Genomic DNA, 26,579 nt, shown 5'->3' with positions numbered 1-26,579 from the left:
TTCCCTTACGTAGAGCCAAAAAGCCCGCCTCCGGCGGGCTTTTTCGCTTAAGCCTGGTCGTACATGTGCCGATGACAGGGGTGTGATCCGTCTTCACCGTCTATCCGCGCGGGCTGAGGAGTTCTACCTCAACCCCGACCTGATCGTCGCCATCGACTCGACGCCCGACACGGTGGTGACGCTGACCACGCACCAGAAGGTCCTGGTCTCCGATTCTCCCGAGGTCGTCGTCGCCGCCATCCAGGCCTGGCGCTCGTCCATCCTCGCGAACGCGGTGCCCAGCCTCCCCAAGCGTCGCAGCCACGACTCCAACCTCACGCTCGTGGCCGCCACCTCCGCCTCTCCCCCTCCAAACACTGATCACGAGGAGAATGACCGATGAAGGTCTCTTCCCTTATCGGCCTGGCCATCGGGATCGCCGGTCTCTATCTCGGAGCCACCCTCGAAGGCTCCAACCCCATGGCCGTCCTGAACCTGCCGGCCATGCTCATCGTGCTCGGCGGCACGCTCGGCGCCACCGTCATGGGCACCAGCTTCGACTCCGTCAAGAACATCCCGATGCAGTACAAGCGGATCTTCATGACGGAGGCGCCCGACCTCAACGCGAAGGTCGCGGAGCTCGTCGGCTACGCCGAGGCCGCCCGTCGTGACGGCCTGCTGGCCCTCGACGAGGTCACCAACACGATCGAGGACCCGTACACCAAGAAGGGCCTCCAGCTCGTCGTCGACGGCACGGATCCCGATCTGGTCGCCGACATCCTCGAGTCCGAGAACTCGGCCATGCAGAAGCGCCACGCGGCGGCCACGCAGCCGTTCGAGAAGGCCGGTGGCTACGCCCCGACGATGGGCATCATCGGCACCGTCTTCGGCCTCATCCACGTGCTCGGCAACCTCGATCAGCCCGAGACCCTCGGGCCGATGATCGCCGCGGCGTTCATCGCGACGCTGCTCGGCGTGGCCTCGGCCAACGTCATCTTCCTCCCCGCCGGCGCGCGCCTGAAGCAGCTCTCGCAGGAGGAGCTCCACGCCCGCGCCATGATCGTCGAGGGCATCCTCTCCATCCAGGCCGGCGACAACCCGCGCGTCGTCCAGGAGAAGCTCATCACCTTCGTCCCGCCGTCCAAGCGGCCCGCCGACGGCGAGTCCGTGACGGCCAACTCCGGCGCCGCGAAGGCGGCCGCGTAAACCACCATGGCCGGTCATCGCAGACAAAAGGGCGGGCACTTCGAGGAGGAGCACGAGAACGAGGAACGCTGGCTCGTGTCCTTCGCGGACATGATGACCCTCCTCTTCGCGCTCTTCATGGTGCTCTTCTCGATCTCGTCGGTGAACACGTCGAAGTTCGAGGCGCTCCAGAAGTCCCTCAACGACGCGTTCTCCGGCGCGGTCCTGGATGGCGGCAAGTCGATGCTCAGCACCGGCGCCAGCGCTGACGAGACCGAGCAGGCCTCGGTGCAGCCGCCGTTGCCCTCGCTGCGCCCGCTGACCGACATCAAGGCCGAGACGTCCGAGAAGACCAACGGCGAGAAGCTGAAGGCCTCCAAGCAGGAGGAGCAGGACTTCCGGAAGCTCAAGCGCCGGATCGACAAGCTTTCCGAGCAGGCGGGGCTGAAGGGCAAGGTCAACGTGACCATCCGTCGCCGCGGCCTGGTCATCCAGCTGCTCACCGACAAGGTGTTCTTCGATTCCGGCTCGGCCACGCTGAAGCCGTACGCGAAGAAGCTCGTGGACAAGATCGCCGTCGTCGTGCGCGACGAGCGTGAGCATCCGATCGTCGTCGAGGGTCACACCGACTCGCAGCCGATCTCGGGGTCGCAGTACCCCAGCAACTGGGAGCTGTCCGGAGCCCGCTCCGGCGCAGTGATCCGGGACTTCGTCCAGAACGGCGTCCTGGCCCGACGGGTCTCCGGTGGCATGTACGCCAACCAGGAGCCCATCGATACCAACACCACGTCTGAAGGACGTGCCAAGAACCGCCGGGTGGAGATCGTGCTCTCGCGCATCAACGCCCCAGTCACAACCGACACGGAGTCAACTCCCTAGCGCATGGAGGCGCTGAAACCATGGTCAAGAAGATCGTCCCAATCATCGCGCTGCTCGCCATCCTCGGCGGCGCGTACAAGTTCGTCCTCGCCAAGCCGGCGGCGGCCGAGAAGAAGCCGGAGCCCAAGGTCCACGGCTCCGTGTACATGCTCGAGAAGGAGTTCCTCGTCAACCTCGCCGACGGCCGCTTCGCGAAGCTGCAGGTCGGCCTGATCCTCGCTCACGACGACGTGTCGACGGTCGCGGCCGGCGGTGGCCACGGTGCCGCCCCGACCCCGCCCGAGGGCTACGGCGCGATGCTGCAGGAAGGCGTTGTCCGCGACGTCATCACGGATACCCTGACTGATGCGACGGACAAAGAGCTCATCGAGAAGAAGGGCCGCGAGCATCTCAAGGAAGAGATCCTCAAGGACATCAAGAAGCACACCGATGTGAAGGTGGAGCACGTCATCTTCTCGGACCTGACGGTCCAGTAAGGCAGAAATGGCTGAGAACGTCGATTACGCACCCTTCGAGACGACCACCGCCGGCCCGGCGGAGCCCGCCGCGCCCAGCGCGCCGGTAACCGCCGAGGAGCTTTCCCGCCTGCACGACGTGCCGGTGGAGCTCGCGGTCGAGGTCGGTCGCACGAAGATGACCATCCGCGAGGCGCTCGCGCTCGGGCCGGGGTCGATCGTGACCCTGAACCGCCTGGCCGGCGAGCCCGTCGACCTGCTGGTCAACGGCAAGCCGATCGCCCGCGGCGAGGTCGTCGTGATCGACGAGGAGTTCGGCCTGCGGGTCACCGAAGTCCTGGCGCCTGCGGGCTCAGAGGCCGCTGACGGCGCTGAGGGCGACGCCTAGTACCAGCGTTTCGGCTAGAACGGGCGGCGTGTTTCGACGCGCCGCCCGTGCAGTTGCCGCTTTTTGGCGCAAGGCCTATGAGGACGGGATCACCGGCCTCGCCGCGATGGTGGCGTACAACCTGCTGCTGTCGATCTTCCCGCTCGCGCTGATCTCGCTGTTCGTCGCGAGCCGCGTCGTGCGCTCCCCGGAGCTCGCCGCGTCCGTCATCCAGGACGCCCGCACGATCTTTCCCACGGCGGCGGAGAGCACGCTCGTGGACGGCATCCGCCGGCTCCAGGAGTCCTCGACGACGGTCGGCATCGTCGCCGTCGTCTCCTCGCTGTGGGTGGGCGCGTCCTTCTGGGGCGCGCTGGACACGGCGTTCTGCAAGATCTACCACCGGCCGTGCCGCTCGTGGGTCCACCAGAAGCTGTTCGGCTTCGCGATGCTCGCGGTCGTGCTGATCTTCATCGCGGCCAGCGTCGCCGTGCCGACCGTGCAGGCGCTGCTGGCCTCGAGCGCCGAGGATCTGCCGTTCGGGCTCGCCGGCACCGACGACGTCGTGTACTTCGCGTCGGTCGGGCTCGGCCTGCTCGTGCTCTTCGGCGCGCTGTGCATCACCTACTCCGCGGTGCCCAAGGGACCGATCCCGTGGTCGTGCGTGTGGCCGGGCGCGCTGGGCGCGACGCTGGCGACCGGGATCGTGGACGTCACGTTCCCGGTCTACCTGACCAACATCTCGACCCTGCGGATCGGCACGAGCGCGGTGTTCGTGTTGATCGCGCTCGTGTGGTTCTACGTGCTCGCGCTGATCGTGCTCTCAGGCGCGGTGATCAACGAGCTGCGATTTGAGCGACTGCGCTACCGCCGCGGGGGAACTGTCGATGTTGGGGTACCGCCCGCTGCCACGGCTCCACTCGCCGCTCCAGCACCGAAGCCGGGCGCATCGGTGCGCGCGGGTACACCTGGTGGCGGGCCGGGCGGGCCCGCGGATTCGTCTCAGCCATAGCGTTGGAGCACACCAGGTAGACGCGCCCGCGTCGTCGGACCGTCGGGCGAAAGCTTGAGGTCCGGAACTGGACTTCAGGTCTGGACCCCACCTGCCGATACGAGCCTTGAGCCTGATCCGGGCTCACCTCCTCGGTTATGCGGACCCTCCACGCCTTCTTTCCTGCGGCTGCCGCGGCCACCTTTGGCTGCCTGCTTACCGCCCCCGTCGCGTTCGCGTCGGAAGACGACAAGCTGAACCTCAACGCTGAGGCCGGCAAGACCACGGAGACCGCTGCGGGCGCTTCCGGTGGCAGCATCGTGCGCACCATCCTCGGCCTGGTGGTCGTCCTTGGTGTGATCTACGGACTCCACTGGGTCCTCAAGCAGGTCAAGGCCGCGAAGGACACCGGCGAGACCGGCGAGTCGCTCGAGAACATCGCGACGCTGAACCTCGGCACGAACCGCTCGCTGCACCTCGTGCGCGTCGGTGGCGAGATCGTCCTCCTGGGTGCCGCTGAGCACCAGGTCACGCCGATCCGCCGCTACAGCGAAGCCGAGGCGTACTCGCTGGGCCTGCTCGAGCCGCCGTCGATGACGCTCGCGAGCCTCGAGGCCGAGGTCGAGACCCCCAAGGGCCTGATGAACCTCCTGCGCGCGAAGACGGTGGTCAAGTGAAGCCCGACGGTCAGAACGCCGTCCAGCTGCTGCTGTTCATCGGTGGCATCTCGCTGGTCCCCGCCCTGCTCTTCACGGTCACGGGCTTCACCCGCATCCTGATCGTCCTGGGCTTCATCCGCTCGGGCCTCGGCACGCCGACCGCGCCGCCGAACCAGGTGCTCGTGGGCATCGCCTTCTTCCTGACGATCTTCGTCATGAGCCCGACGCTCAAGGACATCAAGAAGGAGGCCTACGATCCGCTCCAGAAGGGCGCGATCACGCAGGAAGTGGCGCTCAAGAAGGCCGAGGCGCCGCTGCGCGAGTTCATGTTCGACCAGACGCGCTCGAAGGACCTGGAGCTGTTCGTCGGCCTGTCCGACATGAAGGTCAAGGACGTCAAGACCCGCCGGGACGTCCCGACGCAGGTCCTGATCCCGGCCTTCATCATCTCCGAGCTCAAGACGGCCTTCCAGATCGGCTTCCTGATCTTCCTGCCGTTCCTGATCATCGACCTCGTGGTCTCTTCCACGCTGATGTCGATGGGCATGATGATGCTCCCACCGGTATTCATCTCCCTCCCGTTCAAGATCCTTCTATTCATCCTCGTCGACGGCTGGAACCTGGTCTGCGGTTCCCTCGTGCAGAGCTTCCACTCATGAACCAGGACAAAGTCACCAGCCTGCTCGTCGACATGATGGGCGTGACCATGAAGGTCGCGATGCCGATGCTGCTCGCGGCGCTGATCGTGGGCCTGCTGATCTCGATCTTCCAGGCCGTCACGCAGATCCAGGAGCAGACGCTCTCCTTCATCCCGAAGATCGTCGCGATGGTCGTGGTCCTCATCGTGGCCGGCCCGTGGATGCTCAACACCATCACGGACTGGACCACCAACCTCTGGGGCGGCATCGCCCAGACCGTCGACTTCCAGCCTGTCGGCGGATCCGATGGACCCTAATACCCTCCTCGCCCACTTCAGCGAGCAGCAGGTCGCGGCCTTCTTCCTGGTCCTCGCGCGCGTCTCGCCGCTGTTCATCCTGGCCCCGCTCTTCTCGAGCAAGATGGTCAACTCGCGCGTCCGCGGCATCGTCGCCGTCGCCCTGACCGTCGGCCTGCTGCCGGTCGTCAAGCACGGTGAGATAGACCTCGACGTGCTCGGCTACGCCGCCCTGCTGGTCAAGGAGGTCATCGTCGGCCTCGCGTTCGCCTTCGCCCTGCAGGCGATGTTCGCGGCCCTGCAGGTCGCGGGCACCCTGCTGGATACGTTGATCGGTTTCTCGTTCGGTGCGATCGTGGACCCGGTGACGGGCACGCAGTCCGCCGTCATCCAGCAGGTGTACAGCCTCTTCGGCGTGGCCATCTTCATCGCCCTGGGCGGCGACGCCAAGGTGATCGCGGGCCTCGCGCGGACCTACAACGCGGTCCCGCTGCTCGACGCGCCGGTCATCAGCACGATGGTGGAGGGCGTGCAGGTCGCGTTCTCCGGCATCTTCGTGGCCGCGTTCATGATCGCCGCGCCCGTGCTGATCGCGATCGTCATCGTCGACGCCGCGTTCGGCGTCGTCTCGAAGGTCGTCCCGCAGATGAACATCTTCGCGGTCGGCTTCCCGGCCAAGATGATCGTCGGGCTGACGCTGATCGGCGCCTCGCTGCCGTTCGTCTCCGGCTTCGTCGGCAACCAGGTCGACACCTCGATCTGGCAGGCCATCGCGACCCTCAAGTAGGGGGGTGAACCCGCGCCATGGCCAACGACAAGACCGAGAAGGCAACACCCAAGAAGCGCGAGGACGCCCGTAAGAAGGGCCAGATCGCGCGCTCGCAGGACATCAACGGCGCGGCCATCCTGCTCGCCGCGATCCTGGCGCTGAACGCGTTCGCCCCGAAGATCATGCAGCAGTGCAAGCTGGCCATGGTCCAGGTCATCGACCTGATGAAGACGCCCGAGGTCGTCGACCAGAAGGGCATCGGCACGCTGTTCATGATGGTCGGCCAGCACGTGATGCTCGCCGCGCTGCCGATCATGGCGATCTGCTTCCTCGCCGGCTTCATCGCTTCGGCCTCGCAGGTCGGCCTCAAGCCGATGCCGGGCGCGATGAAGCCCGAGTTCAAGAAGCTCAACCCCGCCTCAGGCTTCAAGAACCTCTTCAACCCGCAGCACTTCGCGGTGGAGACGCTCAAGAACGTCGCCAAGACGGTCGCGGTCGGTGCCATCGCCGCGCTCGCGGTGTTCCCGAAGCTCGACGAGTTCGCCGCGCTGGTGGGCACGCCGCCGCAGGACATCATCCCCGAGATCGCCCACCTGGTGATGACGATCGCCACCCGCGCGCTGATGGCCTACCTCGCCATCGCGGCCCTCGACTACTTCTGGCAGAAGCACAAGCACGAGAAGTCGCTGAAGATGGACAAGGAGGAGATCAAGCAGGAATTCAAGCAACAGGAGCTTCCTGCCGAAATCAAATCTCAGCAGCGGCGACGGGCAATGGAAATGTCCCGCAGCCGCATGATGGAAGCCGTTCCCTCCGCAGACGTGATCGTCACGAATCCCTCCCACTACGCCGTCGCGCTCAAGTACGAGAGCGGCAGCTCGGCACCCATCGTCGTCGCCAAGGGCGTCGACAACCTCGCAGCGAAGATCCGTGAAGCCGCCAAGGACGCCGGCGTCATGATCGTCCCCGACCCGCCGCTGGCGCGCACGCTGTACGCCAACGTCGACATCGGGCGTCAGATCCCCGAAGACCTGTTCCACGCCGTGGCACAGCTTCTTGCCTACGTCTACCGCGTCGCCGGCCTCCGGAGTGCTGCATGAACAACGCCCTGTCCAAGATCGGCAAGAAGGCCGACCTCGTCGCCGCGTTCGGCATCGTGCTGATCGTCGCGATGCTGATCATCCCGCTGCCGCCGCTGCTGATCGACTTCTTCATCACGCTGAACATCTCGGCGGCGCTGATGATCGTCGTGGCCACGATGTACGTGCCGCGCGCGCTGGACTTCTCGTCGTTCCCGACGATCCTGCTGCTCACGACGCTCTTCCGCCTCGCGATCAACGTGTCCGTGACGCGTCTGATCCTGCTCGAAGGCGACGCGGGCCACGTGGTCGAGGCGTTCGGCAACTTCGTCGTCGGCGGCAACATCGTCGTCGGCCTCGTGATCTTCCTGATCCTGATCGTGATCCAGTTCGTCGTGATCACCAACGGCGCCGGCCGCGTCGCCGAAGTCGGCGCCCGCTTCACGCTCGACTCGATGCCGGGCAAGCAGATGGCGATCGACGCCGACCTCAACACGGGCCAGATCACCGACGAGGAGGCACGCAAGCGCCGCGCGGAGGTCTCCCAGGAAGCCGACTTCTACGGCGCGATGGACGGTGCGTCCAAGTTCGTCAAGGGCGACGCGATGGCCGGCATCCTCATCACCGGCATCAACCTGCTCGGCGGCATCATCATCGGCGTCGTCCAGATGGGCATGCCGTTCGCCGAGGCCGGCCACCACTTCTCGCTGATGTCGATCGGCGACGGCCTCTGCGCCCAGATCCCCGCGCTGCTGATCTCGGTCGCCACCGGCATCCTGGTCACGCGCTCCTCGGGTGCGGATGCTGACCTCGGCACCACGGTCTCCACGCAGATCCTCGACCAGCGCAAGGCGCCGCTCGTCGCCGGCGTGATGGTCATGCTCTTCGGCCTCGTCCCGGGCCTCCCGAAGCTTCCGTTCCTGGTCATCGGCGCCCTGTTCTTCGCCGTCGGCTGGTCACTGCGCAACAAGCCCACCTCGCGTGAGCAGGTCGAGATCGACCGGCATGACGCCGCGACCGCGACCAGCGCCGCCCAGGCGCAGCTGCCCGCGCCGCGCGACGCCGCGCTCGACGCCCTCGCGCTCGACCCGCTCGAGCTCGCGATCGGCTTCGGCCTGGTGCCGATGGTCGACGCGCAGGCCGGCGGCACGCTGCTCGCCCGCGTCGGCACGATCCGCCGCCAGATCGCCTCCGAGCTCGGCATGGTCATCCCGCCCGTCCGCATCCGCGACGACGTCGGCCTGGACTCGCACGAGTACGTCATGCGGGTCCGTGGCACGGAAGTTGCGCGCGGTGGCGTGATGGCCGGGCACCATATGGCCATGAACCCGGGCGACGCCATGGGTCAGCTTCCCGGCATCCCGACCACGGAGCCCGCGTTCGGCCTCCCGGCGGTCTGGATTCCGGAGTCGGGCCGCGCCGAGGCGGAGGCCCTGGGCTGGACCGTGGTCGACGCCGAGTCCGTCGTCGTCACCCACCTCACCGAGATGATCCGCGCACACGCCTCCGAGCTGCTCTCCCGTCAGGAGACGCGTCAGCTGCTCGACCAGCTCAAGGAGTTCAACGAGGCCGTCGTCACCGAGGTCGTGCCGGACGTGCTGTCGCTCGGCGAGGTCCAGCGCGTGCTGCAGTCGCTGCTGCGCGAGAACGTCTCGATCCGCGACCTGGGCTCGGTGCTCGAGGCGATCGGCGACAAGGCCCGCCTCACCCGCGACCCGGCGATGCTCGCCGAGTACGCCCGTCAGGCGCTCGGCCGGACGATCACGGCGCCGTTCCTCGACAGCGAGGGCACGCTGCACGTGATCGCGCTGGACCCGACGCTCGAGCAGCAGATGGCCGAGGCGCTCGTGCAGACGGCCGACGGCGAGTTCCTCGCCATGGACCCGAACCTCGCGGCGATGGTCGTGGACTCCGCGGCCGAGCAGGCGGAGCTGGCGATCGCCGCCGGCGGGCGCCCGGTGCTGCTGTGCTCGGCGCGCGTGCGCCGCCACCTGCGGATGCTGTGCGAGCAGCGCCTGCCGCAGATGTCGGTCTGCTCGTACAACGAGATCGCTCCGGGTATCGGTGTAGAGACGACTGGTGTGATCAGCGCGGCCCTGCAGCAGCAGGCGGTTGCCGCGTAAGAAGGACCTTCTCAGGTGAAAGGGCGCTGAACACGAATGGAAGCCTCGACGAGCCACACAGCCGACGACGTCAAGACGTTCCGCGGGCGCAGCCTGGAAGAGCTGCTGCCGCAAATCCGTGCCGAGCTCGGCCCGGACGCGATCGTCCTGCGCCGTCGCGAGGGTCGCGACAAGAAGGCCGGAGGCTTTTTCCAGCGCCCCTTCGTCGAGGTCGACGCGCGGGCTCCGCACGCCGACGAGCGCCCGCTCGAGATCCGCTCCGACCGCGCGACCGCGGAAGGCCTGTCCTCGCCCGCCGTGCAGGCGCTGTTCGAGCAGGCCACGCCGTTCGCCGACGCGCTCGCCGCGGCCGCGCGCGACTCGCGCATGGAGCAGGACACGTTCTCGGCGTCCTTCACCGCGCAGCCGGCGCCCGCGCCCGATCCTGAGCCCGCCGAGCCGCCGCGGCGGATGCGCGAGCGCGCCGCCGAGCCCGAGCCACCCGCCGAGCCCGCGTCGGGCGCCGGCCTCTATGGCCCGCAGCCGAACGCGTCCGCGATCGAGTTCGCCTCGCCGCAGCCGACCTCCGAGGAGCCGGTGCCGGAGCCCGTCGCGCCGCCCCCGCCGCCCGTGGCCGCCGAGCCGGTCGCGCCGCCGCCCGTCGTCGAGGAGCCCGCGCCCGTCGCCGCGACTCCCGAGCCCGAGCCCGAGGAACCCGCGCCCGCCGCGCTGGAGATCCCGCCCGCGCCCGTGCCGGCCGCACGCCCGTCCGGCGTGCCGCGCCCGCCGTCGGCCGACGCCGCCGAGGACCGCCTGATCGCCGCCGGCATCAGCCACGCGCTCGCTGCCGACGTCGTGGCCGAGGCCGTCGTCCACGGACTCCCGTTCTCCGCGCCGCGGAACATGAAGCGCCTCGTCCGCGCCGCGTTCGCGCGCCGGATCCCGACCACGTCCGCGCTCGGCCCCGGCCCGCGCACGATCGCGATCGTCGGTGGCGGCGGCTCGGGCAAGTCGTCCGCGGTCGCGCACCTCGCCGCGGTCTACGCCGCCGCCGGTGCCGACGTCGCCGTGATCGAGCTGCGCGGCAACGGCAGCCTGTCGAACCGCCTGCAGCCGCTCGGCGTGGGCGTGATCGCCGCCGCGAACGCGGATCAGGCCACGGAGCGCCTCGGCGCCCGCGAGCCGCTGATCACGCTGATCGACACGCCCGCGACCGGGCCGAGCACCAAGCCAGCGGACGTCAAGGCGCTCGCGGCCGACCTGAAGGCGCTCGGCGCCGAGGTCCACATGGCGCTGCCCGCGACGATCAGCTCGGCCGCCGCCGGGGAGGTCGCCGCCGCGCTCGCGCCGCTCGTCCCGAGCCACGTCGCGCTCACGCACGCCGACGAGACGTCGCGCCCGGGCGCGCCGCTCGAGCTCGCGCTGGCCGCCGGCCGTCCGCTGTCCTACGTCTGCTCGCGCGAGGGCGCGGCCCCCGCCGATCCCGGCGCGTTGGCCGCCCAGCTGCTTCCCTGATAATGACCGCTGTGACCGCTCCCGTCTCCAAGCTGATCGTGGGCCAGTACGTGATCGTCCGCCACCTGCACGTCGGGATGCTCCCCGGCACGGTGGAGGAGGCATCCGAGGCGAGCGTGATCGTCGCGCTGGCGGTCAAGGACGAGCGGATCACCCGCACGATCGGGCACGACTGGGCCGTGGAGGCCACCTCCGGCCGCGGCATCTTCCGCTTCCCGGGCAAGCTGAACGCGGAGCGCAACGGCTCGCTGACGATCGCCCTCACGGGTGAGGTGGAGCGCATCCAGCGGCGCGAGTTCGTGCGCATCGACGCGTTCCTCGACGTGACCGTGCGCGGTGTGGACGAGCCCGTCGGCGGCGACACGCACACGGTCGACGTCTCCGGCTCCGGCATTCAGATCCAGGACAAGTGGGATCTGCCCCTCGGCATCGACGTGCGCGTCGAGCTCCAGCTCCCCGACGGGCCGCCGCTGCGCGCGCTCGGCCGCGTCGTGCGCGCGGGGAACGACCCGGAGCAGAAGGGCATCCGCATGGACGGGATCGCGCGCGCCGACGAGGATCGGCTCATGCGTTACATCCGCGACAAAGAGGTTCAGGCGCTGCGCGCCTCACGAGATCGATGAGCGACAAGAAGGAAAAGAAGAAGGGCAAGAAGGGCAAGCCCGAGGCGCTCGTCACGCTCTCCCAGCACCCGCGGGCGAAGGCCGGCATCCGCCGTGCCCGCACCCGGGCGGCGTTCCTGTCGTTCATGCTCGTGCTCGTGCTGAACCTGGTCGGCGACCAGGACCCGTTCGACGCCGTCTGGCGCGCGCTGGTGGCCGGCATCGTGGTCAACGTCGTCGTCTGGCGCTGCGCGATCATCGCCTGGCGCCACATCGTGCTCAACGAGCTCAAGCAGGTCGAGGAGCACCGCCTCGAGCAGGTGCGCCTGCAGCGCGAGCGCCTCGAGAAGATGGCCGCCGAGCGCGCCGAGCAGGAAGCGGCGTCCTGATGGAGCCGATCTACCGCATCGTCCCGGGTGAGCCGGGTACGTCCCGCATCGAGCGGGTCGACCAGCTGCGCCTGCTCACGCCCGGCGAGCGCGAGGAGGCCCGCCGCCGGCGGGAGGAGAAGCGCGAGGAGAACGCCAAGCGGCCGCCGAAGCGGCCGTCAGCTCAAGAACCACGCGGAGGCGTCGACTACACGGCATAAGGCGACATGGAGTCGCCCGCACCTCGCCCTACACCCCGATCAACAAGGAGCGTTGAATCATGGGCCTTCGCATTCAGAACAACATCGAGGCGTTCAACACGCATCGCCAGCTGACGGCGACGTCGTCGCTGGCCTCGAAGTCGATGGAGAAGCTCTCCAGCGGCTACCGCATCAACCGCGCTGCTGACGACGCCGCCGGCCTTGGCATCTCGGAGAAGATGCGCGGCCAGATCGGCGGCCTGGCTCAGGCTCAGCGCAACGCGCAGGACGGCATCTCGCTCGTCCAGACGGCGGAAGGTGCCCTCGCCGAGGTCCACTCCATGCTGTCGCGTGTTCGTGACCTGAAGGTCCAGTTCAACAACGGCACGCTCGACAACAACGACAAGGAAGCCATCGGCGCCGAGGTCGTGGAGATCGCCAAGGAAGTCCGCGACATCCTTGACGACACCAAGTTCAACGGCAAGACGCTGTTCGGCGCCTCCGACACGTTCAAGTTCCAGGTCGGCGCCAACCAGGGCGAGACGATCGACATCGCCGCGACCAAGCTCGACGGCACGGTCCTCTCGGACGGCCTCGGCAAGCTGACCGCCCTCTCGGCCTCGACGGCCGCCGGCGCGGTCTCGGCGTTCAACGACCAGGGTCTCTCGGACATCGACGACATCGACCAGATGATCAAGAACGTGTCCCAGGTCCGTGGCACGTACGGCGCGGTGCAGAACCGCCTCGAGCATCGCCTGGCCAACCTGGCCACGTACCAGGAGAACCTCACCGCCTCCGAGTCGCGGATCCGTGACGTGGACATGGCGGCGGAGATGACCAAGTTCACGAAGCTGAACATCCTGCAGCAGGCCGGCACCTCGATGCTGGCCCAGGCCAACCAGGCCCCGCAGGGCGTCCTCAGCCTCCTGCGCTAAGCCGTCTCACCAAACATCGAGCAGGTCCCTAAAGGTCGGCCCTTCGTGGCCGATCTTTCGGGTTAAGGCGACAAGGAGTCGCTGACATAGCCCAATTTCCCCCGATCAACAAGGAGTGTTGACTCATGGGCCTTCGTATCCAGAACAACATCGAGGCGTTCAACACGCACCGTCAGCTGACGGCGACGTCGACGCAGGCCTCGAAGTCGATGGAGAAGCTTTCCAGCGGCTACCGCATCAACCGCGCTGCGGACGACGCCGCGGGCCTGGGCATCTCGGAGAAGATGCGTGGCCAGATCGGTGGTCTGGCCCAGGCGCAGCGCAACGCCCAGGACGGCATCTCGCTCGTCCAGACCGCGGAAGGCGCGCTCGGCGAGGTGCACTCGATGCTCCAGCGCGTCCGTGACCTGAAGGTGCAGTACAACAACGGGACCCTGGACACGAACGACCAGGAGGCCATCGGCGCCGAGGTCGTGGAGATCGCCAAGGAGATCCGCACGATCCTTGACGACACCAAGTTCAACGGCAAGACGCTGTTCGGCGCCTCCGACACGTTCAAGTTCCAGGTCGGCGCCAACCAGGGCGAGACGATCGACCTGGCCGCCGCGTCCTTCAACAGCGCGACCATGTCCGACGGCCTCGGCTGGATCACGAGCCTCTCGGCCTCCACGGCCACGCAGGCGGTCACCTCGTTGTCGTCCGGCGGTCTGTCGGACGTCGACCACGTCGACACGATGATCAAGAACGTGTCCGAGCAGCGCGGCCAGTACGGCGCCGTTCAGAACCGTCTCGAGCATCGCCTGGCCAACCTGGCCACGTACCAGGAGAACCTCACCGCCTCCGAGTCGCGGATCCGCGACGTGGACATGGCGGCCGAGATGACCAAGTTCACGAAGCTGAACATCCTGCAGCAGGCCGGCACGAGCATGCTGGCCCAGGCCAATCAGGCCCCGCAGGGCGTCCTCAGCCTCCTGCGCTAAGCCCGCCTTTCGGCCCTCTGGTTCGCTCGCGGACCAGGGGGCCGGCTCGCGTTCCCTCGAATCTCACGCAGGCTAAAGCTCCTCTGCGAGGCGGCCGACAGATGTCGTATCCGTCCGGGACGACATGGAGTCGTCCAGTCCCTCACAAGGAGTATCCCTGGCCATGGGCCTGCGCATCCAGAACAACATCGAAGCCTTCAACACGCATCGCCAGCTCTCGGCGACGTCGGCGCAGGCCTCGAAGTCGATGGAGAAGCTCTCCTCCGGTTATCGCATCAACCGCGCCGCGGACGACGCCGCGGGGCTCGGCATCTCCGAGAAGATGCGCGGCCAGATCGGCGGCCTCGCCCAGGCGCAGCGCAACGCGCAGGACGGCATCTCGCTCGTCCAGACCGCGGAAGGCTCGCTGGCCGAGGTGCACTCGATGCTCGAGCGCGTCCGCGACCTGAAGGTGCAGTTCAACAACGGCACCCTCGACACCGGCGGCCAGGAGGCCATCGCCGCCGAGGTCTTCGAGATCGCCAAGGAAGTCAACTCGATCATCAGCGAGACCAAGTTCAACGGCAAGTCGCTGTTCGGCGCGACCGGCTTCACGTTCCAGGTCGGCGCGAACCAGGGCGAGACGGTCACGACCAGCCCGACCGGCCTCAGCGGCGGCATCGACGCCGGTGGCCTGTCCGACCTCACCGGCCTCGCCGCCAGCGGCGTCAGCAGCGTCGTCGCCGCGCTGTCGTCCGGCGACCTGTCCGATCTCGGCGACCTCGACAAGGCGATCGAGAACGTCTCCAAGATCCGTGGCAACCTCGGCGCGGTCCAGAACCGCCTCGAGCATCGCCTGACGAACCTGGCCACCTACCAGGAGAACCTCACCGCCTCCGAGTCGCGGATCCGCGACGTGGACATGGCGCAGGAGATGACCAAGTTCACGAAGCTGAACATCCTCCAGCAGGCCGGCACGAGCATGCTCGCCCAGGCCAACCAGGCCCCGCAGGGCGTGCTCTCGCTGCTGAGGAGCTAAAGCCTCGCCGGGCCCGCGACCCGAGCTCGGAGCTTCGTCAAGGCCGGCCCCTCGGGGCCGGCCTTTGTCGTTCTTGGACCACTTTTCGATTAACCCACTCAGCCGAAACGGAAGTAATCGCTTAAGATCGATTCGTTCTACGCCGACGCGGTCCCCGAGGACGACACGGAGTCGTCTGGACGTGCCCAACCACCCGATCAACAAGGAGTAGATCATGGGCCTTCGCATCCAGAACAACATCGAAGCCTTCAACGCGCACCGTCAGCTGACGGCGACGTCGAACATGGCCTCGCGCGCCATGGAGAAGCTGTCGAGTGGCTACCGCATCAACCGCGCGGCCGATGACGCTGCCGGCCTCGGGATCTCCGAGAAGATGCGTGGCCAGATCGGTGGCCTCGCCCAGGCGCAGCGCAACGCGCAGGACGGCATCTCGCTGGTCCAGACGGCGGAAGGCGCGCTCGCGGAGGTGCACTCGATGCTCGAGCGCGTCCGTGACCTGAAGGTGCAGTACAACAACGGCACCCTGGACGCCAACGACAAGACGGCGATCTCGGCCGAGGTCCTGGAGATCTCCAAGGAGATCAAGGACATCTTCGACGACACGAAGTTCAACGGGAAGGGCGTCTTCGGGGCCTCCGACACGTTCTCGTTCCAGGTCGGCGCCAACCAGGGCGAGACGATCTCGATGGGCGCCGCGTCGTTCGGCGTGATCTCCGACCTCACGGGGCTCGCCGTCAGCGCCGTGAGCGATGTCGCCACCGCGCTGAGCACGGCGGGCCTGCAGGCGATCTCGACGGTCGACGCGATGATCGAGAACCTGTCCAAGCTGCGCGGGACCTACGGCGCGCTCCAGAACCGCATGGAGCACCGCTTGACGAACCTGGCGACCTATCAGGAGAACCTGACGGCGTCGGAGAGCCGGATCCGCGACGTGGACATGGCGCAGGAGATGACCCGGTTCACGAAGCTGGCGATCCTGCAGCAGGCCGGCACCTCGATGCTGTCCCAGGCCAACGTCGCCCCGCAGGGTGTGCTCTCGCTCCTGAGCTGAGTCGCATACCTGACATACGACCCGTACCGCTCAAGATCGGTCCTTCGGGGCCGATCTTCGTGTTCGAGGCGACAAGGAGTCGCCTGCATACGCCCAACCCCCCGATCAACAAGGAGCGTTGAATCATGGGCCTTCGCATTCAGAACAACATCGAGGCGTTCAACACGCATCGCCAGCTCACGGCGACCGGCAATGCCGCTTCGAAGTCGATGGAGAAGCTCTCCAGCGGCTACCGCATCAATCGCGCGGCCGACGACGCCGCGGGCCTCGGGATCTCCGAGAAGATGCGTGGCCAGATCGGCGGCCTCGCTCAGGCTCAGCGCAACGCGCAGGACGGCATCTCGCTCGTCCAGACCGCTGAAGGCGCCCTCTCCGAGGTGCACTCGATGCTCGAGCGCGTCCGTGACCTGAAGGTCCAGTTCAACAACGGCACGCTCGACGCGAACGACAAGTCCGCGATCGGCGCCGAGGTCCTGGAGATCGCCAAGGAGGTCAAGGACATCCTCGACGACACCAAGTTCAACGGCAAGACGCTGTTCGGCACCGGCGACACGTTCAAGTTCCAGGTCGGCGCCAACCAGGGCGAGACCATCGACATCGCCGCGGCCAGCCTCGGCAACGACTCGAGCACCGGCGGCCTCTCGAACCTGACGCAGCTCGCCGGCGCCGCGATGACCGTCAGCGACGCCGTGTCGGCGCTCGCCACGAACAACATGTCCGTGATCTCCGATCTCGACAAGATGATCGAGAACGTGTCCAAGCAGCGCGGCACGTACGGCGCGGTCCAGAACCGCCTCGAGCACCGCCTGGCCAACCTGGCGACCTACCAGGAGAACCTGACGGCCTCCGAGAGCCGCATCCGCGACGTCGACATGGCGTCCGAGATGACGAAGTTCACGAAGCTGAACATCCTGCAGCAGGCCGGCACCTCGATGCTGGCCCAGGCCAACCAGGCGCCCCAGGGCGTCCTGTCGCTGCTCCGCTAAGCGGTCAGCCCACAGACCGAGCAGTTCCTCAAGATCGGCCGTTCGCGGCCGATCTTTTGGGTTAAGGCGACATGGAGTCGCCTGAGTACAGCCCTTCAACCCGATCAACAAGGAGCGTTAGATCATGGGCCTTCGCATCCAGAACAACATTGAAGCCTTCAACACGCACCGTCAGCTGACGGCGACGTCGTCGCAGGCTTCGAAGTCGATGGAGAAGCTCTCCAGCGGCTATCGCATCAACCGTGCGGCTGACGACGCTGCCGGCCTGGGCATCTCCGAGAAGATGCGCGGGCAGATCGGTGGTCTGGCTCAGGCGCAGCGCAACGCGCAGGACGGCATCTCGCTCGTCCAGACGGCGGAAGGTGCCCTCTCCGAGGTGCACTCGATGCTCGAGCGCGTTCGCGACCTGAAGGTGCAGTTCAACAACGGCACCCTGGACGCCAACGACCAGGACGCCATCGGCGCCGAGGTTCTCGAGATCGCCAAGGAAGTCAAGAACATCCTCGACGACACCAAGTTCAACGGCAAGACGCTGTTCAAGACCACGGACACGTTCAAGTTCCAGGTCGGCGCCAACCAGGGCGAGACCATCGACCTGGCGGCGGCGTCGTTCGGCGTCGTCTCCGACCTCACGGCTCTGGCCGCGGTGGGTACGACGGCCGGCGCCGTGGCGGCGTTCTCTTCGGGCGCGATGTCGAAGATCGACGCGCTCGACGACATGATCGAGAACGTCTCCAAGGTCCGCGGCAACTACGGCGCGGTCCAGAACCGCATGGAGCACCGTCTGACGAACCTGGCCACGTACCAGGAGAACCTGACGGCGTCCGAGTCGCGGATCCGCGACGTGGACATGGCCGCAGAGATGACCAAGTTCACGAAGCTGAACATCCTGCAGCAGGCCGGCACGAGCATGCTCGCGCAGGCCAACCAGGCGCCGCAGGGCGTCCTGTCGCTGCTCCGCTAAGGGGCTGGGTCAGAAAATCACTGAGCAGTACTAAAGATCGGCCCCATTGGGGCCGATCTTTCTGCATGAGGCGACATGGAGTCACCTCGGCAAGCCCTCACCACCAACGATCAAACAAGGAGCGTTAGATCATGGGCCTTCGTATCCAGAACAACATCGAAGCTTTCAACACGCACCGTCAGCTGACGGCGACGTCGTCGCAGGCTTCCAAGTCGATGGAGAAGCTCTCCTCCGGCTACCGCATCAACCGTGCCGCGGACGACGCTGCCGGCCTGGGCATCTCTGAGAAGATGCGTGGCCAGATCGGCGGCCTCGGCCAGGCGCAGCGCAACGCGCAGGATGCGATCTCGCTCGTTCAGACGGCGGAAGGTGCCCTCGCCGAGGTGCACTCGATGCTCGAGCGCGTTCGTGACCTGAAGGTGCAGATCAACAACGGCACCCTCGACAACAACGACCAGCAGGCCATCGGTGCCGAGGTTGTCGAGATCGCCAAGGAGATCAGCACCATCCTCAGCGACACGAAGTTCAACGGCAAGACGCTGTTCGGCACGTCGAGCACGTTCAAGTTCCAGGTCGGTGCCAACGAGGGCGAGACGATCTCCATGGGTGCGCCGGCGTTCAGCGGCGACGCGTCCACCGGCGGTCTGTCGAACCTGACGGGCCTGTCCACCGCCACGGCTTCGGCCGCGGCCTCGGGCATGCTCCTCACCGGCGGCAGCGTGTCGGACATCGGCACGATCGACGACATGATCGAGAACGTCTCCAAGCAGCGCGGCACGTACGGCGCGGTGCAGAACCGTCTCGAGCACCGTCTGGCGAACCTGGCCACGTACCAGGAGAACCTGACGGCGTCCGAGTCGCGGATCCGTGACGTGGACATGGCGTCCGAGATGACCAAGTTCACGAAGCTGAACATCCTGCAGCAGGCCGGCACGAGCATGCTCGCGCAGGCCAACCAGGCGCCGCAGGGCGTCCTGTCGCTGCTCCGCTAGGAACCTGGCGCATAGCGGTACCTCAAGATCGGTCGCTCGCGGCCGATCTTGTTGGTTAAGGCGACAAGGAGTCGCCTGAACATCCGCCCTATACCCCGATCAACAAGGAGCGTTGAATCATGGGCCTTCGCATTCAGAACAACATCGAGGCGTTCAACACCCACCGTCAGCTGACGGCGACGTCGACGCAGGCCTCGAAGTCGATGGAGAAGCTCTCCAGCGGCTACCGCATCAACCGTGCCGCCGATGACGCCGCGGGCCTGGGCATCTCGGAGAAGATGCGCGGCCAGATCGGTGGTCTGGCCCAGGCGCAGCGCAACGCCCAGGACGGCATCTCGCTCGTCCAGACCGCGGAAGGTGCCCTCTCCGAGGTGCACTCGATGCTCGAGCGCGTCCGCGATCTGAAGGTGCAGTTCAACAACGGCACCCTCGATCAGAACGACAAGTCGGCCATCGCCGCCGAGGTCTTCGAGATCGCCAAGGAGATCAAGACGATCTCCACCGACACGAAGTTCAACGGCACGGCCGTGTTCTCGAACAACTTCTCGTTCCAGGTCGGCGCCAACCAGGGCGAGACCATCTCCATCGCGGCGACCGCGCTCAGCGGCGCGGCGACGGCCGGTGGCATCTCGACCGTCATCGCCCTCGGCGGAGCCGCCGGCGCCGACGCCGTCTCGACGGCGCTGGACACCGGTGACCTGGCCGTCATCTCCGACATCGACAAGGCGATCGAGAACGTCTCGAAGGTCCGTGGCAACCTCGGCGCGGTCCAGAACCGCCTCGAGCACCGTCTGACGAACCTGGCGACCTACCAGGAGAACCTGACGGCCTCCGAGAGCCGCATCCGCGACGTGGACATGGCCGCAGAGATGACCAAGTTCACCAAGCTGAACATCCTGCAGCAGGCCGGCACGAGCATGCTCGCGCAGGCCAACCAGGCGCCCCAGGGCGTCCTGTCGCTCCTGCGCTAGTTCGCGCGCCGGGCGCAATTCTCACACCGCACTCAAGATCGGCCCTTCGGGGCCGATCTTCTTGTTTGAGGCGACATGGAGTCACCTCAGTACAGCCCTTCAACCCGATCGAACAAGGAGCGTTAGATCATGGGCCTTCGCATCCAGAACAACATCGAAGCCTTCAACACGCACCGTCAGCTGACGGCGACGTCGACGCAGGCCTCGAAGTCGATGGAGAAGCTCTCCTCCGGCTACCGCATCAACCGCGCCGCGGACGACGCTGCCGGCCTGGGCATCTCCGAGAAGATGCGTGGCCAGATCGGCGGCCTCGCTCAGGCGCAGCGCAACGCGCAGGACGGCATCTCGCTCGTCCAGACCGCTGAAGGTGCCCTCTCCGAGGTCCACTCCATGCTGTCGCGTGTTCGCGACCTGAAGGTGCAGATCAACAACGGCACGCTCGATCAGAACGACAAGGAGGCCATTGGCGCCGAGGTCGTCGAGATTGCCAAGGAAATCAGCACCATCATGAGCGACACCAAGTTCAACGGCAAGAACGTGTTCGGTGGCGCCAACTCGTTCTCGTTCCAGGTTGGAGCCAACCAGGGCGAGAAGATCGACGTCGCGGCGATCTCGTACACGGGTGACGCCTCCGCCGGTGGCCTGTCGAACGTGACCAGCCTCTCCGCCGGTACCGCGGCCGCGGCCGTCACGGCGCTCTCCGCCACCGGCGGCAGCGTGTCCGACATCGGCACGGTCGACAAGATGATCGAGAACGTCTCCAAGGTGCGTGGCAACCTCGGTGCCGTCCAGAACCGCCTCGAGCATCGCCTGACGAACCTGGCGACCTACCAGGAGAACCTCACGGCGTCCGAGTCGCGTATCCGCGACGTGGACATGGCCGCTGAGATGACGAAGTTCACGAAGCTGAACATCCTCCAGCAGGCCGGCACGAGCATGCTCGCGCAGGCCAACCAGGCGCCCCAGGGCGTTCTGTCGCTGCTCCGCTAAGCCAGTCGCTCGCCGTTTTGAGCCGGTCCTCCGCAAGGGGGGTCGGCTCACAACATTTAATCTCGCGTCTCTCAAGGTCCGTTTGCGGGCAACCGATGGAGGAGACGTGGAATCCGATCCGACCCTCATCGTCTGCCCGGTCCGGGCAGAGAGCGCGGAGGACATCGACCCGATCCTCCAGACGCTCGTCTCCCTCCAGGCGAGCGCACCCGAGACGATGGTGCTCGTCGTCGACGACCGCTCGCCCGCGCCCCAGGCGCAGCTCCTCGAGGTCGCGGCCGCCGAGCTCAACTGCGCGTACGTCATGCAGCTGGACGGCGAGGGCCACTCGGCCGCCGTCAACGTCGGCCTGACCGCCGCGGTCGAGCACGGCATGGACGTCTGCATCGTCGCCCCGGGCCTGCTGTTCGAGTCCGCCAACTGGCTCGGGCGCCTACAGGCGCGCACGGGCACCGACGGCGAACCCGCCGCGGTCGCGGGCGGCGCCATCCTCGAGGCCGGCGGCACGATCCGCCAGGCCGGCTACTTCTTCTCGCTCTTCCGCCGTGCCTGGGCCGCGCGCCTGCGCAACGTGCCGGAGGAGCTGCTCGACGTGGCCGATCCGCTGCTGTGCCCGGTCAGCTCCGAGCTGCAGTTCATCCGCCGCGGGTGGATCGAGCGCGTCGGCGGCTACGACAACCTGATGGAGGGCCCGCACGCGGCGCTCGACTACTGCCTGCGCATCCAGGCCGAGGGCGGTCAGTGCGTCCTGGAGCCGACGGTGCGTGCCCGCGCGCTGAAGGCCAGCGACGGCGAGCCCGACCCCGCCGCCCCGTCCGAAGGCCGCCTGCGCCTCAAGCACGCGAACATGAGCTTCCAACGCTGGAGCCCGGAGATCGTGTCATGACCGACATCCCGAAGACCCTTTTCCTCGGCCTCGGCGCGAGCGTCGTCTCCTACTACCGCTGCTTCCTGCCGGCGATCGCCCTCGGCGCCGAGTACGCGACCTGGGGCGCCCTGGCGGACGACACCGTCGTCCTCACCGGCGGCCTCGGCAACCCGCCGCCGTCGCTGGAGAACCTGCCCGACTACGAGGTCGTCGTCATCCAGTACGCGAACGGCCGCTCCTGGCTCAAGCGCATCCGCGAGCTGCAGGACCGGGGCGTGAAGGTCCTCTACGAGATCGACGACTACGTCCAGGCCGCGCGCAAGAGCAAGACGCACGAGCTCGCGCACAAGTTCGGCGCCGACCGCGTCCGCGACCTCGAGATGGGCATGCGCGCCGTCGACGGCATGATCTGCTCGACGTCGTTCATCGCGCGCCGCTACCGGTCCTTCAGCGAGCACACGTGGGAGTGCCGCAACGGCGTCGACCTCAACCGCTACGACTACCGCAAGCCCGACCGCAAGGGCGTCGTGACGATCGGCTTCGCGGGTGGCGTCGGCCACAAGGCGTCCCTGGCGCGCTGGGAGCCGGCGATCCGCTCGGTCATGCGCCAGCGCGAGAACGTCCGCTTCGTGTCCGTGGGCCACGCGGCCGCCGCGCCGTACGCCGAGGAGTTCGGCGCTGACCGCGCGGTCAGCTACCCGAGCTCGGGCATCGAGGTCTACCCGGCGTCGATGGCGCTGTTCGACATCGCCTTCGCGCCGTCGGCCGAGAACAACCAGTTCCGCGGCAAGAGCGACCTGCGCTGGCTCGAGGCGAGCGCGCTGGGCATCCCGCTCGTCGCGCATCCGGACGTGTACCCGGACATCGAGGACGGCGTCACCGGCGTCCACGCGCGTGAGGTCGACGAGGTCGAGGCGGCGCTGCTGCGGCTGATCGACGACCACGAGGCCCGCGAGCGGATCGGCGCGACCGCGCACGAGTACGTGCGTGAGCACCGGCGCATCGAGGTGGCCGCCCAGAGCTGGGCCGAGGTGCTCCGCGAAGTGGTCGCCGGCCACCCCGCGCACGCGTCGTAGAAATTCGCCTACAGGTCTTCCGACGGCTGCCGATTACCTCGGTTAGCCACGGATGGCGCTGCAGGAGTTACTCAAGGGCTTCCCCGCCCTCCTCCGCACGCGGTTCGCGGTTCATACGGGTTGCTGGAGGGCGACCCAACACATACCCCACCGAGGGACGGATCGCGCGGGCGGCCTTTCGAGGCCGCCCGTCTGCGTTAACTTCCCCGCCGTGATCCCCTACGGACGGCAGACGATCGAGGACGACGACGTGGCGGCGGTGCTGGAGGCGCTGCGCAGCGACTTCCTGACGCAGGGCCCGCGCGTCGCGGCCTTCGAGGCGCAGCTCGCCGAGCTCGCCGGAACGCCCTACGCGGTGGCCTTCTCCTCCGGGACGGCCGCGCTGCACGCCGCCTGCTTCGCGGCGGGCGCCGGGCCGGGCGACGAGGTGGTCACGAGCGCGCTGACCTTCGCGGCCAGCGCGAACTGCGCGGCCTACGTGGGCGCCACGCCGGTGTTCGCGGACATCGATCCGGCGACCTGGAACGTGAGCGCCGAGACGGTGGCGGCGGTGGTGAGCGAGCGCACGCGCGCGGTCATCCCGGTCAGCTTCACGGGCCTGCCCGCGCCGATCGCCGAGATCCGGGCCGCGGTCGGTCCGGACGTCGTGGTGATCGAGGACGCCGCGCACGCGATCGGCGGGCGCCGCGCCGGCCGTCCGGTCGGCGCCGACGCGGACATGACCGTGTTCTCGTTCCACCCGGTCAAGACGGTGACCACCGGCGAGGGCGGCGCGATCACGCTCAGCGACCCCAAGCTCTACCAGCGCCTGCTGGACTTCCGCTCGCACGGGATGACGAAGGACCCGGCGCGGCTCGAGCGCCCGGACGAGGGCGGCTGGTACATGGAGCAGCACCTGCTCGGCTTCAACTACCGGATCACCGACCTGCAGTGCGCGCTCGGGAGCTCGCAGCTGGCCAAGACGGAGCGCTTCGTGGCCGCGCGCAACGCGATCGCGGCGCGCTACCGGGAGGAGCTGGCCGGCGTGGTCGCGCTCCCGCCGGAGGTGCCGGCCGACAGCCTGCACGCCTACCACCTGTTCGTGATCTCCGTCGCCGAGCGCCGCCGCGTGTACGACGCGCTGCGCGAGCGGGGCGTGCTCGCGCAGATCCACTACCTGCCGGTCTACCTGCACCCGTACTACCGGGACACCTACGGCTACGCCCCGGGGCTGTGCCCGGAGGCCGAGACGTACTACGAGGGCTGCCTGTCGCTCCCGTGCTTCCCGGGCCTCACCGAGGACGAGCAGACGACGGTGATCACCGCCGTCCGCGACATCGTGGGGGCTTAGGCCTCCCAGCCCGGGGCGCCCGCGCCGCGGTCGCTCTCGCGGCGGCCGGGTGCGCGGACGGTCTTGGTCATCGCGAGCAGCTGCTCCTCGGTGAGCCAGTCGGTGTTGTTGTCCGAGGAGTAGCGGAACCCGTCGGGGAGCTTCTCGCCGCGCTCGGGCGGCTCGCTGTGCCACGTCGGGCGCGAGGGCATGATCACGTAGCGGTCGCCGATGTCATACGTGACGCGCGCCTCGTCCTCGGTGACCATCACCTCGTGCAGCTTCTCGCCGGGCCGGATGCCGGTGATGCGGTGCTCGGCCTCGGGCGCCATCGCGCGCGCCAGGTCGACGATCCGCATGCTCGGGATCTTGGGCACGAACGTCTCGCCGCCGTGCACGAGGTCCATCGAGCTGAGCACGAACTGCACGGCCTGCTCGAGCGTGATCCAGAAGCGGGTCATGCGGTCGTCGGTGATGCTCAGGATGCCGGTCTCGGCCTGCTGCTTGAACACCGGGATGACGCTGCCGCGGCTGCCGACGACGTTGCCGTAGCGGACCGAGCCGAAGCGGGCGGGGCCGTCGGGCGCGTACACGTCGGCCTGGGAGATGATCTTCTCGGCCGCGAGCTTGGTCGCGCCGTAGAGGTTCACCGGGTTGACGGCCTTGTCGGTGCTCAGGGCCATCGTCAGCGGCACTTCGTTCTCGATCGCGGCCGAGGCCACGTTCTGCGCGCCGAGCACGTTGGTCTGGACGGCCTCGAACGGGTTGTACTCGCACGACTCGACCTGCTTGAGCGCCGCGGCGTGCACGATCACATCGACCCCGCGGGTGGCGACGCGCAGGCGGTCCGCGTCACGGACGTCGCCGAGCAGCAGTCGCAGGCGCGGATCGCGCAGGCGCTGGTTGAGCTCGTACTGCTTGAGCTCGTCACGGCTGAAGACGCGGATCGACGCCACGTCGTGATTGGCAAGGACGGTGCGGATGAACTGCGTCCCGAATGACCCCGTCCCGCCGGTTATCAACAAGGTCTTCCCGGTGAGATCCATCGGCGGCGGAGTGTAGGGATCACGAACCGTCTAGGCTCAGCGCCGTGGGCCGAATGACCTATGCGCGCGCGCTCTGCGTGGCCGCACATCCCGATGATGAAGTGCTCGGAGCCGGGGCCACGATGGCCTCGCTTTCCGACCAGGGCGTGGACGTGCACGCGCTCGTGCTGGGCGAAGGTGTGGGCGCGCGCTTCGAGGGCGACGACCGGCCGGACGACGAGGTCGCCGAGCTGCGTGGCCAGCTGGAGAAGGCCGGCGAGATCCTGGGCGTGACCATGCACCAGCGCGAGCTGCCGGACAACCGCTTCGGCACGGTGGCGCTGCTGGACGTGATCCACCTCGTCGAGGCGGTCAAGGCCGAGGTCGATCCCGACATCGTCTTCTGCCATCACGCCGGCGACATGAACCAGGACCACCTGGTGGTCGCCGAGGCCGTGATGACCGCCTTCCGGCCGCTGCCCGGCGAGCGGCCCGTGACGCTGCTGGGCTTCGAGACGCTGTCCTCGACCGAGTGGAACCCGTCGCCGAACGCCGCGCCGTTCCGGCCGAACTGGTTCGAGGACGCCTCCCCCGGGCTGGAGCGCAAGGTGGCCGCGATGGCGGCCTACGAGCACGAGCTGCGCGAGTGGCCGCACCCGCGGTCACTTGAGGGCATCCGCGTCTCCGCGCGCAAGTGGGGCATGACGGTCGGGCTGGAAGCGGCCGAGCCGTTCATGCTGCTGCGCCGCGTAGCCGGCTGAGCGCTTCCGCCACGCGCCGGGCGCCGCGTCCGTCGATCGTCGCCCGGCCCGCGGCCGTGAGCTTTGCGCGCTGCTCGGGAGCTTCGAGCAGCGCGGTCGCGAGGCGGACGGCGTCCTCGGCCGAGTCGGCGAGGAGCGCCGCCCCGGCTTCGGCCAGGCGCCGCGCCTGCTCGGCCTGGAATGCGTCGAGCGCGAGCAGCACGGCGGGCGTGCCGCACGCGGCGGCCTCCAGCGAGGTCTGGCCGGCGGTGGCGATCACCACGTCGGCCGCGAGCAGCACGTCCTGCAGCGAGGGCAGCGCGGTGAGGACGGTCGCGTGGGCGGGTGCGGCGAGGTCGGAGGCCGCGCCGCGCACGACCGTCACGGGCGCAGCGAGGCGCGCGAGCACGGCCTCGCCGAGTGCGTCCCCTTCTGGCCCGGCGCCCATCGTCACGAGCGTGCCGGCGCCGCCGGCATGGGGCGGGACGTCCCAGAACCCGCGCCGGAGGCACGCGTAGGCGAGGCCCGAGAGCCACGTGGGGCCGCCGCCCGCCGGGCCCGTGCCGGCCGCCCCCGCCGCCGCCCCCGCG

Annotated in this window: 31 protein-coding genes; 29 read left to right on the top strand and 2 right to left on the bottom strand. The window is 67.9% G+C overall.

What is annotated here, in order from left to right; translation table 11 throughout:
• Positions 1-82 precede the first annotated feature (82 nt).
• The 28 genes from OJ997_RS26275 to pseC all read left to right on the top strand — a co-directional run bounded on the left by OJ997_RS26275 (position 83) and on the right by pseC (position 24,245).
• Positions 83-382 carry a flagellar FlbD family protein gene (locus OJ997_RS26275; RefSeq protein ID WP_270028264.1) on the top strand — a complete coding sequence of 100 codons (300 nt, stop codon included), beginning with the start codon at positions 83-85 and terminating at the stop codon, positions 380-382.
• Entirely contained in the window at positions 379-1,185 is an 807-nt protein-coding gene (locus OJ997_RS26270) for a flagellar motor protein (protein WP_270028263.1), read from the top strand. Before OJ997_RS26275 ends, OJ997_RS26270 begins: the two co-directional genes overlap by 4 nt.
• Positions 1,186-1,191: 6 nt before the next feature.
• Complete coding sequence (locus OJ997_RS26265; RefSeq protein ID WP_270028262.1) at positions 1,192-2,043, top strand: flagellar motor protein MotB; 852 nt, start codon at positions 1,192-1,194, stop codon at positions 2,041-2,043.
• Positions 2,044-2,063: 20 nt separating this feature from the next.
• A complete protein-coding gene (locus tag OJ997_RS26260) occupies positions 2,064-2,519 on the top strand; it encodes a flagellar basal body-associated FliL family protein (protein WP_270028261.1) in 456 nt (151 codons plus the stop codon).
• Positions 2,520-2,526: 7 nt separating this feature from the next.
• Positions 2,527-2,886 carry a flagellar motor switch protein FliN gene (gene fliN / locus OJ997_RS26255; RefSeq protein WP_270028260.1) on the top strand — a complete coding sequence of 120 codons (360 nt, stop codon included), beginning with the start codon at positions 2,527-2,529 and terminating at the stop codon, positions 2,884-2,886.
• A gap of 28 nt (positions 2,887-2,914) precedes the next feature.
• Entirely contained in the window at positions 2,915-3,877 is a 963-nt protein-coding gene (locus OJ997_RS26250) for a YihY/virulence factor BrkB family protein (protein ID WP_270028259.1), read from the top strand.
• A 137-nt stretch (positions 3,878-4,014) separates the two neighbouring features.
• Positions 4,015-4,533: a FliO/MopB family protein gene (locus OJ997_RS26245; protein ID WP_270028258.1), complete on the top strand. Its 519-nt coding sequence runs from the start codon at positions 4,015-4,017 to the stop codon at positions 4,531-4,533.
• Positions 4,530-5,174, top strand: a complete 645-nt coding sequence (gene fliP, locus OJ997_RS26240) for a flagellar type III secretion system pore protein FliP (protein ID WP_270028257.1) — start codon at positions 4,530-4,532, stop codon at positions 5,172-5,174. Before OJ997_RS26245 ends, fliP begins: the two co-directional genes overlap by 4 nt.
• Entirely contained in the window at positions 5,171-5,470 is a 300-nt protein-coding gene (gene fliQ / locus OJ997_RS26235) for a flagellar biosynthesis protein FliQ (RefSeq protein WP_270028256.1), read from the top strand. The genes fliP and fliQ overlap by 4 nt, the downstream gene beginning before the upstream one ends.
• Positions 5,460-6,236: a flagellar biosynthetic protein FliR gene (gene fliR / locus OJ997_RS26230; protein ID WP_270028255.1), complete on the top strand. Its 777-nt coding sequence runs from the start codon at positions 5,460-5,462 to the stop codon at positions 6,234-6,236. The genes fliQ and fliR overlap by 11 nt, the downstream gene beginning before the upstream one ends.
• Positions 6,237-6,253: 17 nt before the next feature.
• A complete protein-coding gene (flhB, locus tag OJ997_RS26225) occupies positions 6,254-7,318 on the top strand; it encodes a flagellar biosynthesis protein FlhB (RefSeq protein WP_270028254.1) in 1,065 nt (354 codons plus the stop codon).
• On the top strand, positions 7,315-9,420 hold the full coding sequence (gene flhA / locus OJ997_RS26220) for a flagellar biosynthesis protein FlhA (RefSeq protein WP_270028253.1): 2,106 nt from the start codon (positions 7,315-7,317) through the stop codon (positions 9,418-9,420). The genes flhB and flhA overlap by 4 nt, the downstream gene beginning before the upstream one ends.
• 36 nt (positions 9,421-9,456) lie before the next feature.
• A complete protein-coding gene (locus OJ997_RS26215; protein WP_270028252.1) occupies positions 9,457-10,914 on the top strand; it encodes a hypothetical protein in 1,458 nt (485 codons plus the stop codon).
• 11 nt (positions 10,915-10,925) lie between these two features.
• Entirely contained in the window at positions 10,926-11,537 is a 612-nt protein-coding gene (locus tag OJ997_RS26210; RefSeq protein ID WP_270028251.1) for a flagellar brake protein, read from the top strand.
• Positions 11,534-11,905 carry a hypothetical protein gene (locus OJ997_RS26205; RefSeq protein ID WP_270028250.1) on the top strand — a complete coding sequence of 124 codons (372 nt, stop codon included), beginning with the start codon at positions 11,534-11,536 and terminating at the stop codon, positions 11,903-11,905. Before OJ997_RS26210 ends, OJ997_RS26205 begins: the two co-directional genes overlap by 4 nt.
• Entirely contained in the window at positions 11,905-12,105 is a 201-nt protein-coding gene (locus tag OJ997_RS26200; RefSeq protein ID WP_270028249.1) for a hypothetical protein, read from the top strand. The genes OJ997_RS26205 and OJ997_RS26200 overlap by 1 nt, the downstream gene beginning before the upstream one ends.
• 59 nt (positions 12,106-12,164) lie before the next feature.
• Positions 12,165-13,019, top strand: coding sequence for a flagellin N-terminal helical domain-containing protein (locus OJ997_RS26195; RefSeq protein ID WP_270028248.1), 855 nt, complete (start codon positions 12,165-12,167; stop codon positions 13,017-13,019).
• 125 nt (positions 13,020-13,144) lie between these two features.
• Positions 13,145-13,999 carry a flagellin N-terminal helical domain-containing protein gene (locus OJ997_RS26190; protein ID WP_270028247.1) on the top strand — a complete coding sequence of 285 codons (855 nt, stop codon included), beginning with the start codon at positions 13,145-13,147 and terminating at the stop codon, positions 13,997-13,999.
• A 163-nt stretch (positions 14,000-14,162) separates the two neighbouring features.
• A complete protein-coding gene (locus OJ997_RS26185; protein WP_270028246.1) occupies positions 14,163-15,017 on the top strand; it encodes a flagellin N-terminal helical domain-containing protein in 855 nt (284 codons plus the stop codon).
• A 214-nt stretch (positions 15,018-15,231) separates the two neighbouring features.
• Positions 15,232-16,068 (top strand): flagellin N-terminal helical domain-containing protein, encoded by an 837-nt coding sequence (locus OJ997_RS26180; RefSeq protein WP_270028245.1) that lies wholly within the window; start codon positions 15,232-15,234, stop codon positions 16,066-16,068.
• A gap of 125 nt (positions 16,069-16,193) precedes the next feature.
• On the top strand, positions 16,194-17,054 hold the full coding sequence (locus OJ997_RS26175) for a flagellin N-terminal helical domain-containing protein (RefSeq protein WP_270028244.1): 861 nt from the start codon (positions 16,194-16,196) through the stop codon (positions 17,052-17,054).
• 124 nt (positions 17,055-17,178) lie between these two features.
• On the top strand, positions 17,179-18,018 hold the full coding sequence (locus OJ997_RS26170; RefSeq protein WP_270028243.1) for a flagellin N-terminal helical domain-containing protein: 840 nt from the start codon (positions 17,179-17,181) through the stop codon (positions 18,016-18,018).
• 131 nt (positions 18,019-18,149) lie between these two features.
• Positions 18,150-19,010, top strand: coding sequence for a flagellin N-terminal helical domain-containing protein (locus OJ997_RS26165; protein WP_270028242.1), 861 nt, complete (start codon positions 18,150-18,152; stop codon positions 19,008-19,010).
• A 119-nt stretch (positions 19,011-19,129) separates the two neighbouring features.
• Positions 19,130-19,981 carry a flagellin N-terminal helical domain-containing protein gene (locus tag OJ997_RS26160; protein WP_270028241.1) on the top strand — a complete coding sequence of 284 codons (852 nt, stop codon included), beginning with the start codon at positions 19,130-19,132 and terminating at the stop codon, positions 19,979-19,981.
• Positions 19,982-20,110: 129 nt separating this feature from the next.
• Positions 20,111-20,971: a flagellin N-terminal helical domain-containing protein gene (locus OJ997_RS26155; protein ID WP_270028240.1), complete on the top strand. Its 861-nt coding sequence runs from the start codon at positions 20,111-20,113 to the stop codon at positions 20,969-20,971.
• A 106-nt stretch (positions 20,972-21,077) separates the two neighbouring features.
• On the top strand, positions 21,078-21,857 hold the full coding sequence (locus OJ997_RS26150) for a glycosyltransferase family 2 protein (RefSeq protein ID WP_270028239.1): 780 nt from the start codon (positions 21,078-21,080) through the stop codon (positions 21,855-21,857).
• A complete protein-coding gene (locus OJ997_RS26145) occupies positions 21,854-22,915 on the top strand; it encodes a glycosyltransferase (protein ID WP_270028238.1) in 1,062 nt (353 codons plus the stop codon). Before OJ997_RS26150 ends, OJ997_RS26145 begins: the two co-directional genes overlap by 4 nt.
• A gap of 211 nt (positions 22,916-23,126) precedes the next feature.
• Positions 23,127-24,245, top strand: coding sequence for a UDP-4-amino-4,6-dideoxy-N-acetyl-beta-L-altrosamine transaminase (pseC, locus tag OJ997_RS26140; RefSeq protein ID WP_270028237.1), 1,119 nt, complete (start codon positions 23,127-23,129; stop codon positions 24,243-24,245).
• Here the strand turns inward: pseC and pseB are convergent.
• Positions 24,242-25,270, bottom strand: coding sequence for a UDP-N-acetylglucosamine 4,6-dehydratase (inverting) (gene pseB / locus OJ997_RS26135; protein WP_270028236.1), 1,029 nt, complete (start codon positions 25,268-25,270; stop codon positions 24,242-24,244). The genes pseC and pseB overlap by 4 nt on opposite strands.
• Before the next feature lie 53 nt (positions 25,271-25,323).
• Between pseB and OJ997_RS26130 the strand changes: the two genes are divergently transcribed.
• Positions 25,324-26,010: a PIG-L deacetylase family protein gene (locus OJ997_RS26130; RefSeq protein WP_270028289.1), complete on the top strand. Its 687-nt coding sequence runs from the start codon at positions 25,324-25,326 to the stop codon at positions 26,008-26,010.
• On the opposite strand, the gene OJ997_RS26125 is transcribed toward OJ997_RS26130, so the two are convergent.
• The coding region (locus OJ997_RS26125; protein WP_270028235.1) for a glycosyltransferase at positions 25,982-26,579 on the bottom strand (598 nt) is incomplete at its 5' end. The genes OJ997_RS26130 and OJ997_RS26125 overlap by 29 nt on opposite strands.

The organism is Solirubrobacter phytolaccae, assembly GCF_027587195.1.
GTDB lineage: Bacteria > Actinomycetota > Thermoleophilia > Solirubrobacterales > Solirubrobacteraceae > Solirubrobacter > Solirubrobacter phytolaccae.
The sequence above is the reverse complement of the archived record's forward strand: the minus strand, read 5'-3'. Positions and strand labels throughout refer to the sequence as shown.

Bases quoted from the DNA above. Each gene is read 5' to 3' on its own strand.
- OJ997_RS26270 (WP_270028263.1), top strand. From the start codon at position 379: ATGAAGGTCTCTTCCCTTATCGGCCTGGCCATCGGGATCGCCGGTCTC.
- OJ997_RS26265 (WP_270028262.1), top strand. From the start codon at position 1,192: ATGGCCGGTCATCGCAGACAAAAGGGCGGGCACTTCGAGGAGGAGCAC.
- OJ997_RS26260 (WP_270028261.1), top strand. From the start codon at position 2,064: ATGGTCAAGAAGATCGTCCCAATCATCGCGCTGCTCGCCATCCTCGGC.
- fliN (WP_270028260.1), top strand. From the start codon at position 2,527: ATGGCTGAGAACGTCGATTACGCACCCTTCGAGACGACCACCGCCGGC.
- OJ997_RS26245 (WP_270028258.1), top strand. From the start codon at position 4,015: ATGCGGACCCTCCACGCCTTCTTTCCTGCGGCTGCCGCGGCCACCTTT.
- fliQ (WP_270028256.1), top strand. From the start codon at position 5,171: ATGAACCAGGACAAAGTCACCAGCCTGCTCGTCGACATGATGGGCGTG.
- fliR (WP_270028255.1), top strand. From the start codon at position 5,460: ATGGACCCTAATACCCTCCTCGCCCACTTCAGCGAGCAGCAGGTCGCG.
- flhB (WP_270028254.1), top strand. From the start codon at position 6,254: ATGGCCAACGACAAGACCGAGAAGGCAACACCCAAGAAGCGCGAGGAC.
- flhA (WP_270028253.1), top strand. From the start codon at position 7,315: ATGAACAACGCCCTGTCCAAGATCGGCAAGAAGGCCGACCTCGTCGCC.
- OJ997_RS26215 (WP_270028252.1), top strand. From the start codon at position 9,457: ATGGAAGCCTCGACGAGCCACACAGCCGACGACGTCAAGACGTTCCGC.
- OJ997_RS26205 (WP_270028250.1), top strand. From the start codon at position 11,534: ATGAGCGACAAGAAGGAAAAGAAGAAGGGCAAGAAGGGCAAGCCCGAG.
- OJ997_RS26200 (WP_270028249.1), top strand. From the start codon at position 11,905: ATGGAGCCGATCTACCGCATCGTCCCGGGTGAGCCGGGTACGTCCCGC.
- OJ997_RS26195 (WP_270028248.1), top strand. From the start codon at position 12,165: ATGGGCCTTCGCATTCAGAACAACATCGAGGCGTTCAACACGCATCGC.
- OJ997_RS26190 (WP_270028247.1), top strand. From the start codon at position 13,145: ATGGGCCTTCGTATCCAGAACAACATCGAGGCGTTCAACACGCACCGT.
- OJ997_RS26185 (WP_270028246.1), top strand. From the start codon at position 14,163: ATGGGCCTGCGCATCCAGAACAACATCGAAGCCTTCAACACGCATCGC.
- OJ997_RS26180 (WP_270028245.1), top strand. From the start codon at position 15,232: ATGGGCCTTCGCATCCAGAACAACATCGAAGCCTTCAACGCGCACCGT.
- OJ997_RS26175 (WP_270028244.1), top strand. From the start codon at position 16,194: ATGGGCCTTCGCATTCAGAACAACATCGAGGCGTTCAACACGCATCGC.
- OJ997_RS26170 (WP_270028243.1), top strand. From the start codon at position 17,179: ATGGGCCTTCGCATCCAGAACAACATTGAAGCCTTCAACACGCACCGT.
- OJ997_RS26165 (WP_270028242.1), top strand. From the start codon at position 18,150: ATGGGCCTTCGTATCCAGAACAACATCGAAGCTTTCAACACGCACCGT.
- OJ997_RS26160 (WP_270028241.1), top strand. From the start codon at position 19,130: ATGGGCCTTCGCATTCAGAACAACATCGAGGCGTTCAACACCCACCGT.
- OJ997_RS26155 (WP_270028240.1), top strand. From the start codon at position 20,111: ATGGGCCTTCGCATCCAGAACAACATCGAAGCCTTCAACACGCACCGT.
- OJ997_RS26145 (WP_270028238.1), top strand. From the start codon at position 21,854: ATGACCGACATCCCGAAGACCCTTTTCCTCGGCCTCGGCGCGAGCGTC.
- pseB (WP_270028236.1), bottom strand. From the start codon at position 25,270: ATGGATCTCACCGGGAAGACCTTGTTGATAACCGGCGGGACGGGGTCA.
- OJ997_RS26130 (WP_270028289.1), top strand. From the start codon at position 25,324: ATGACCTATGCGCGCGCGCTCTGCGTGGCCGCACATCCCGATGATGAA.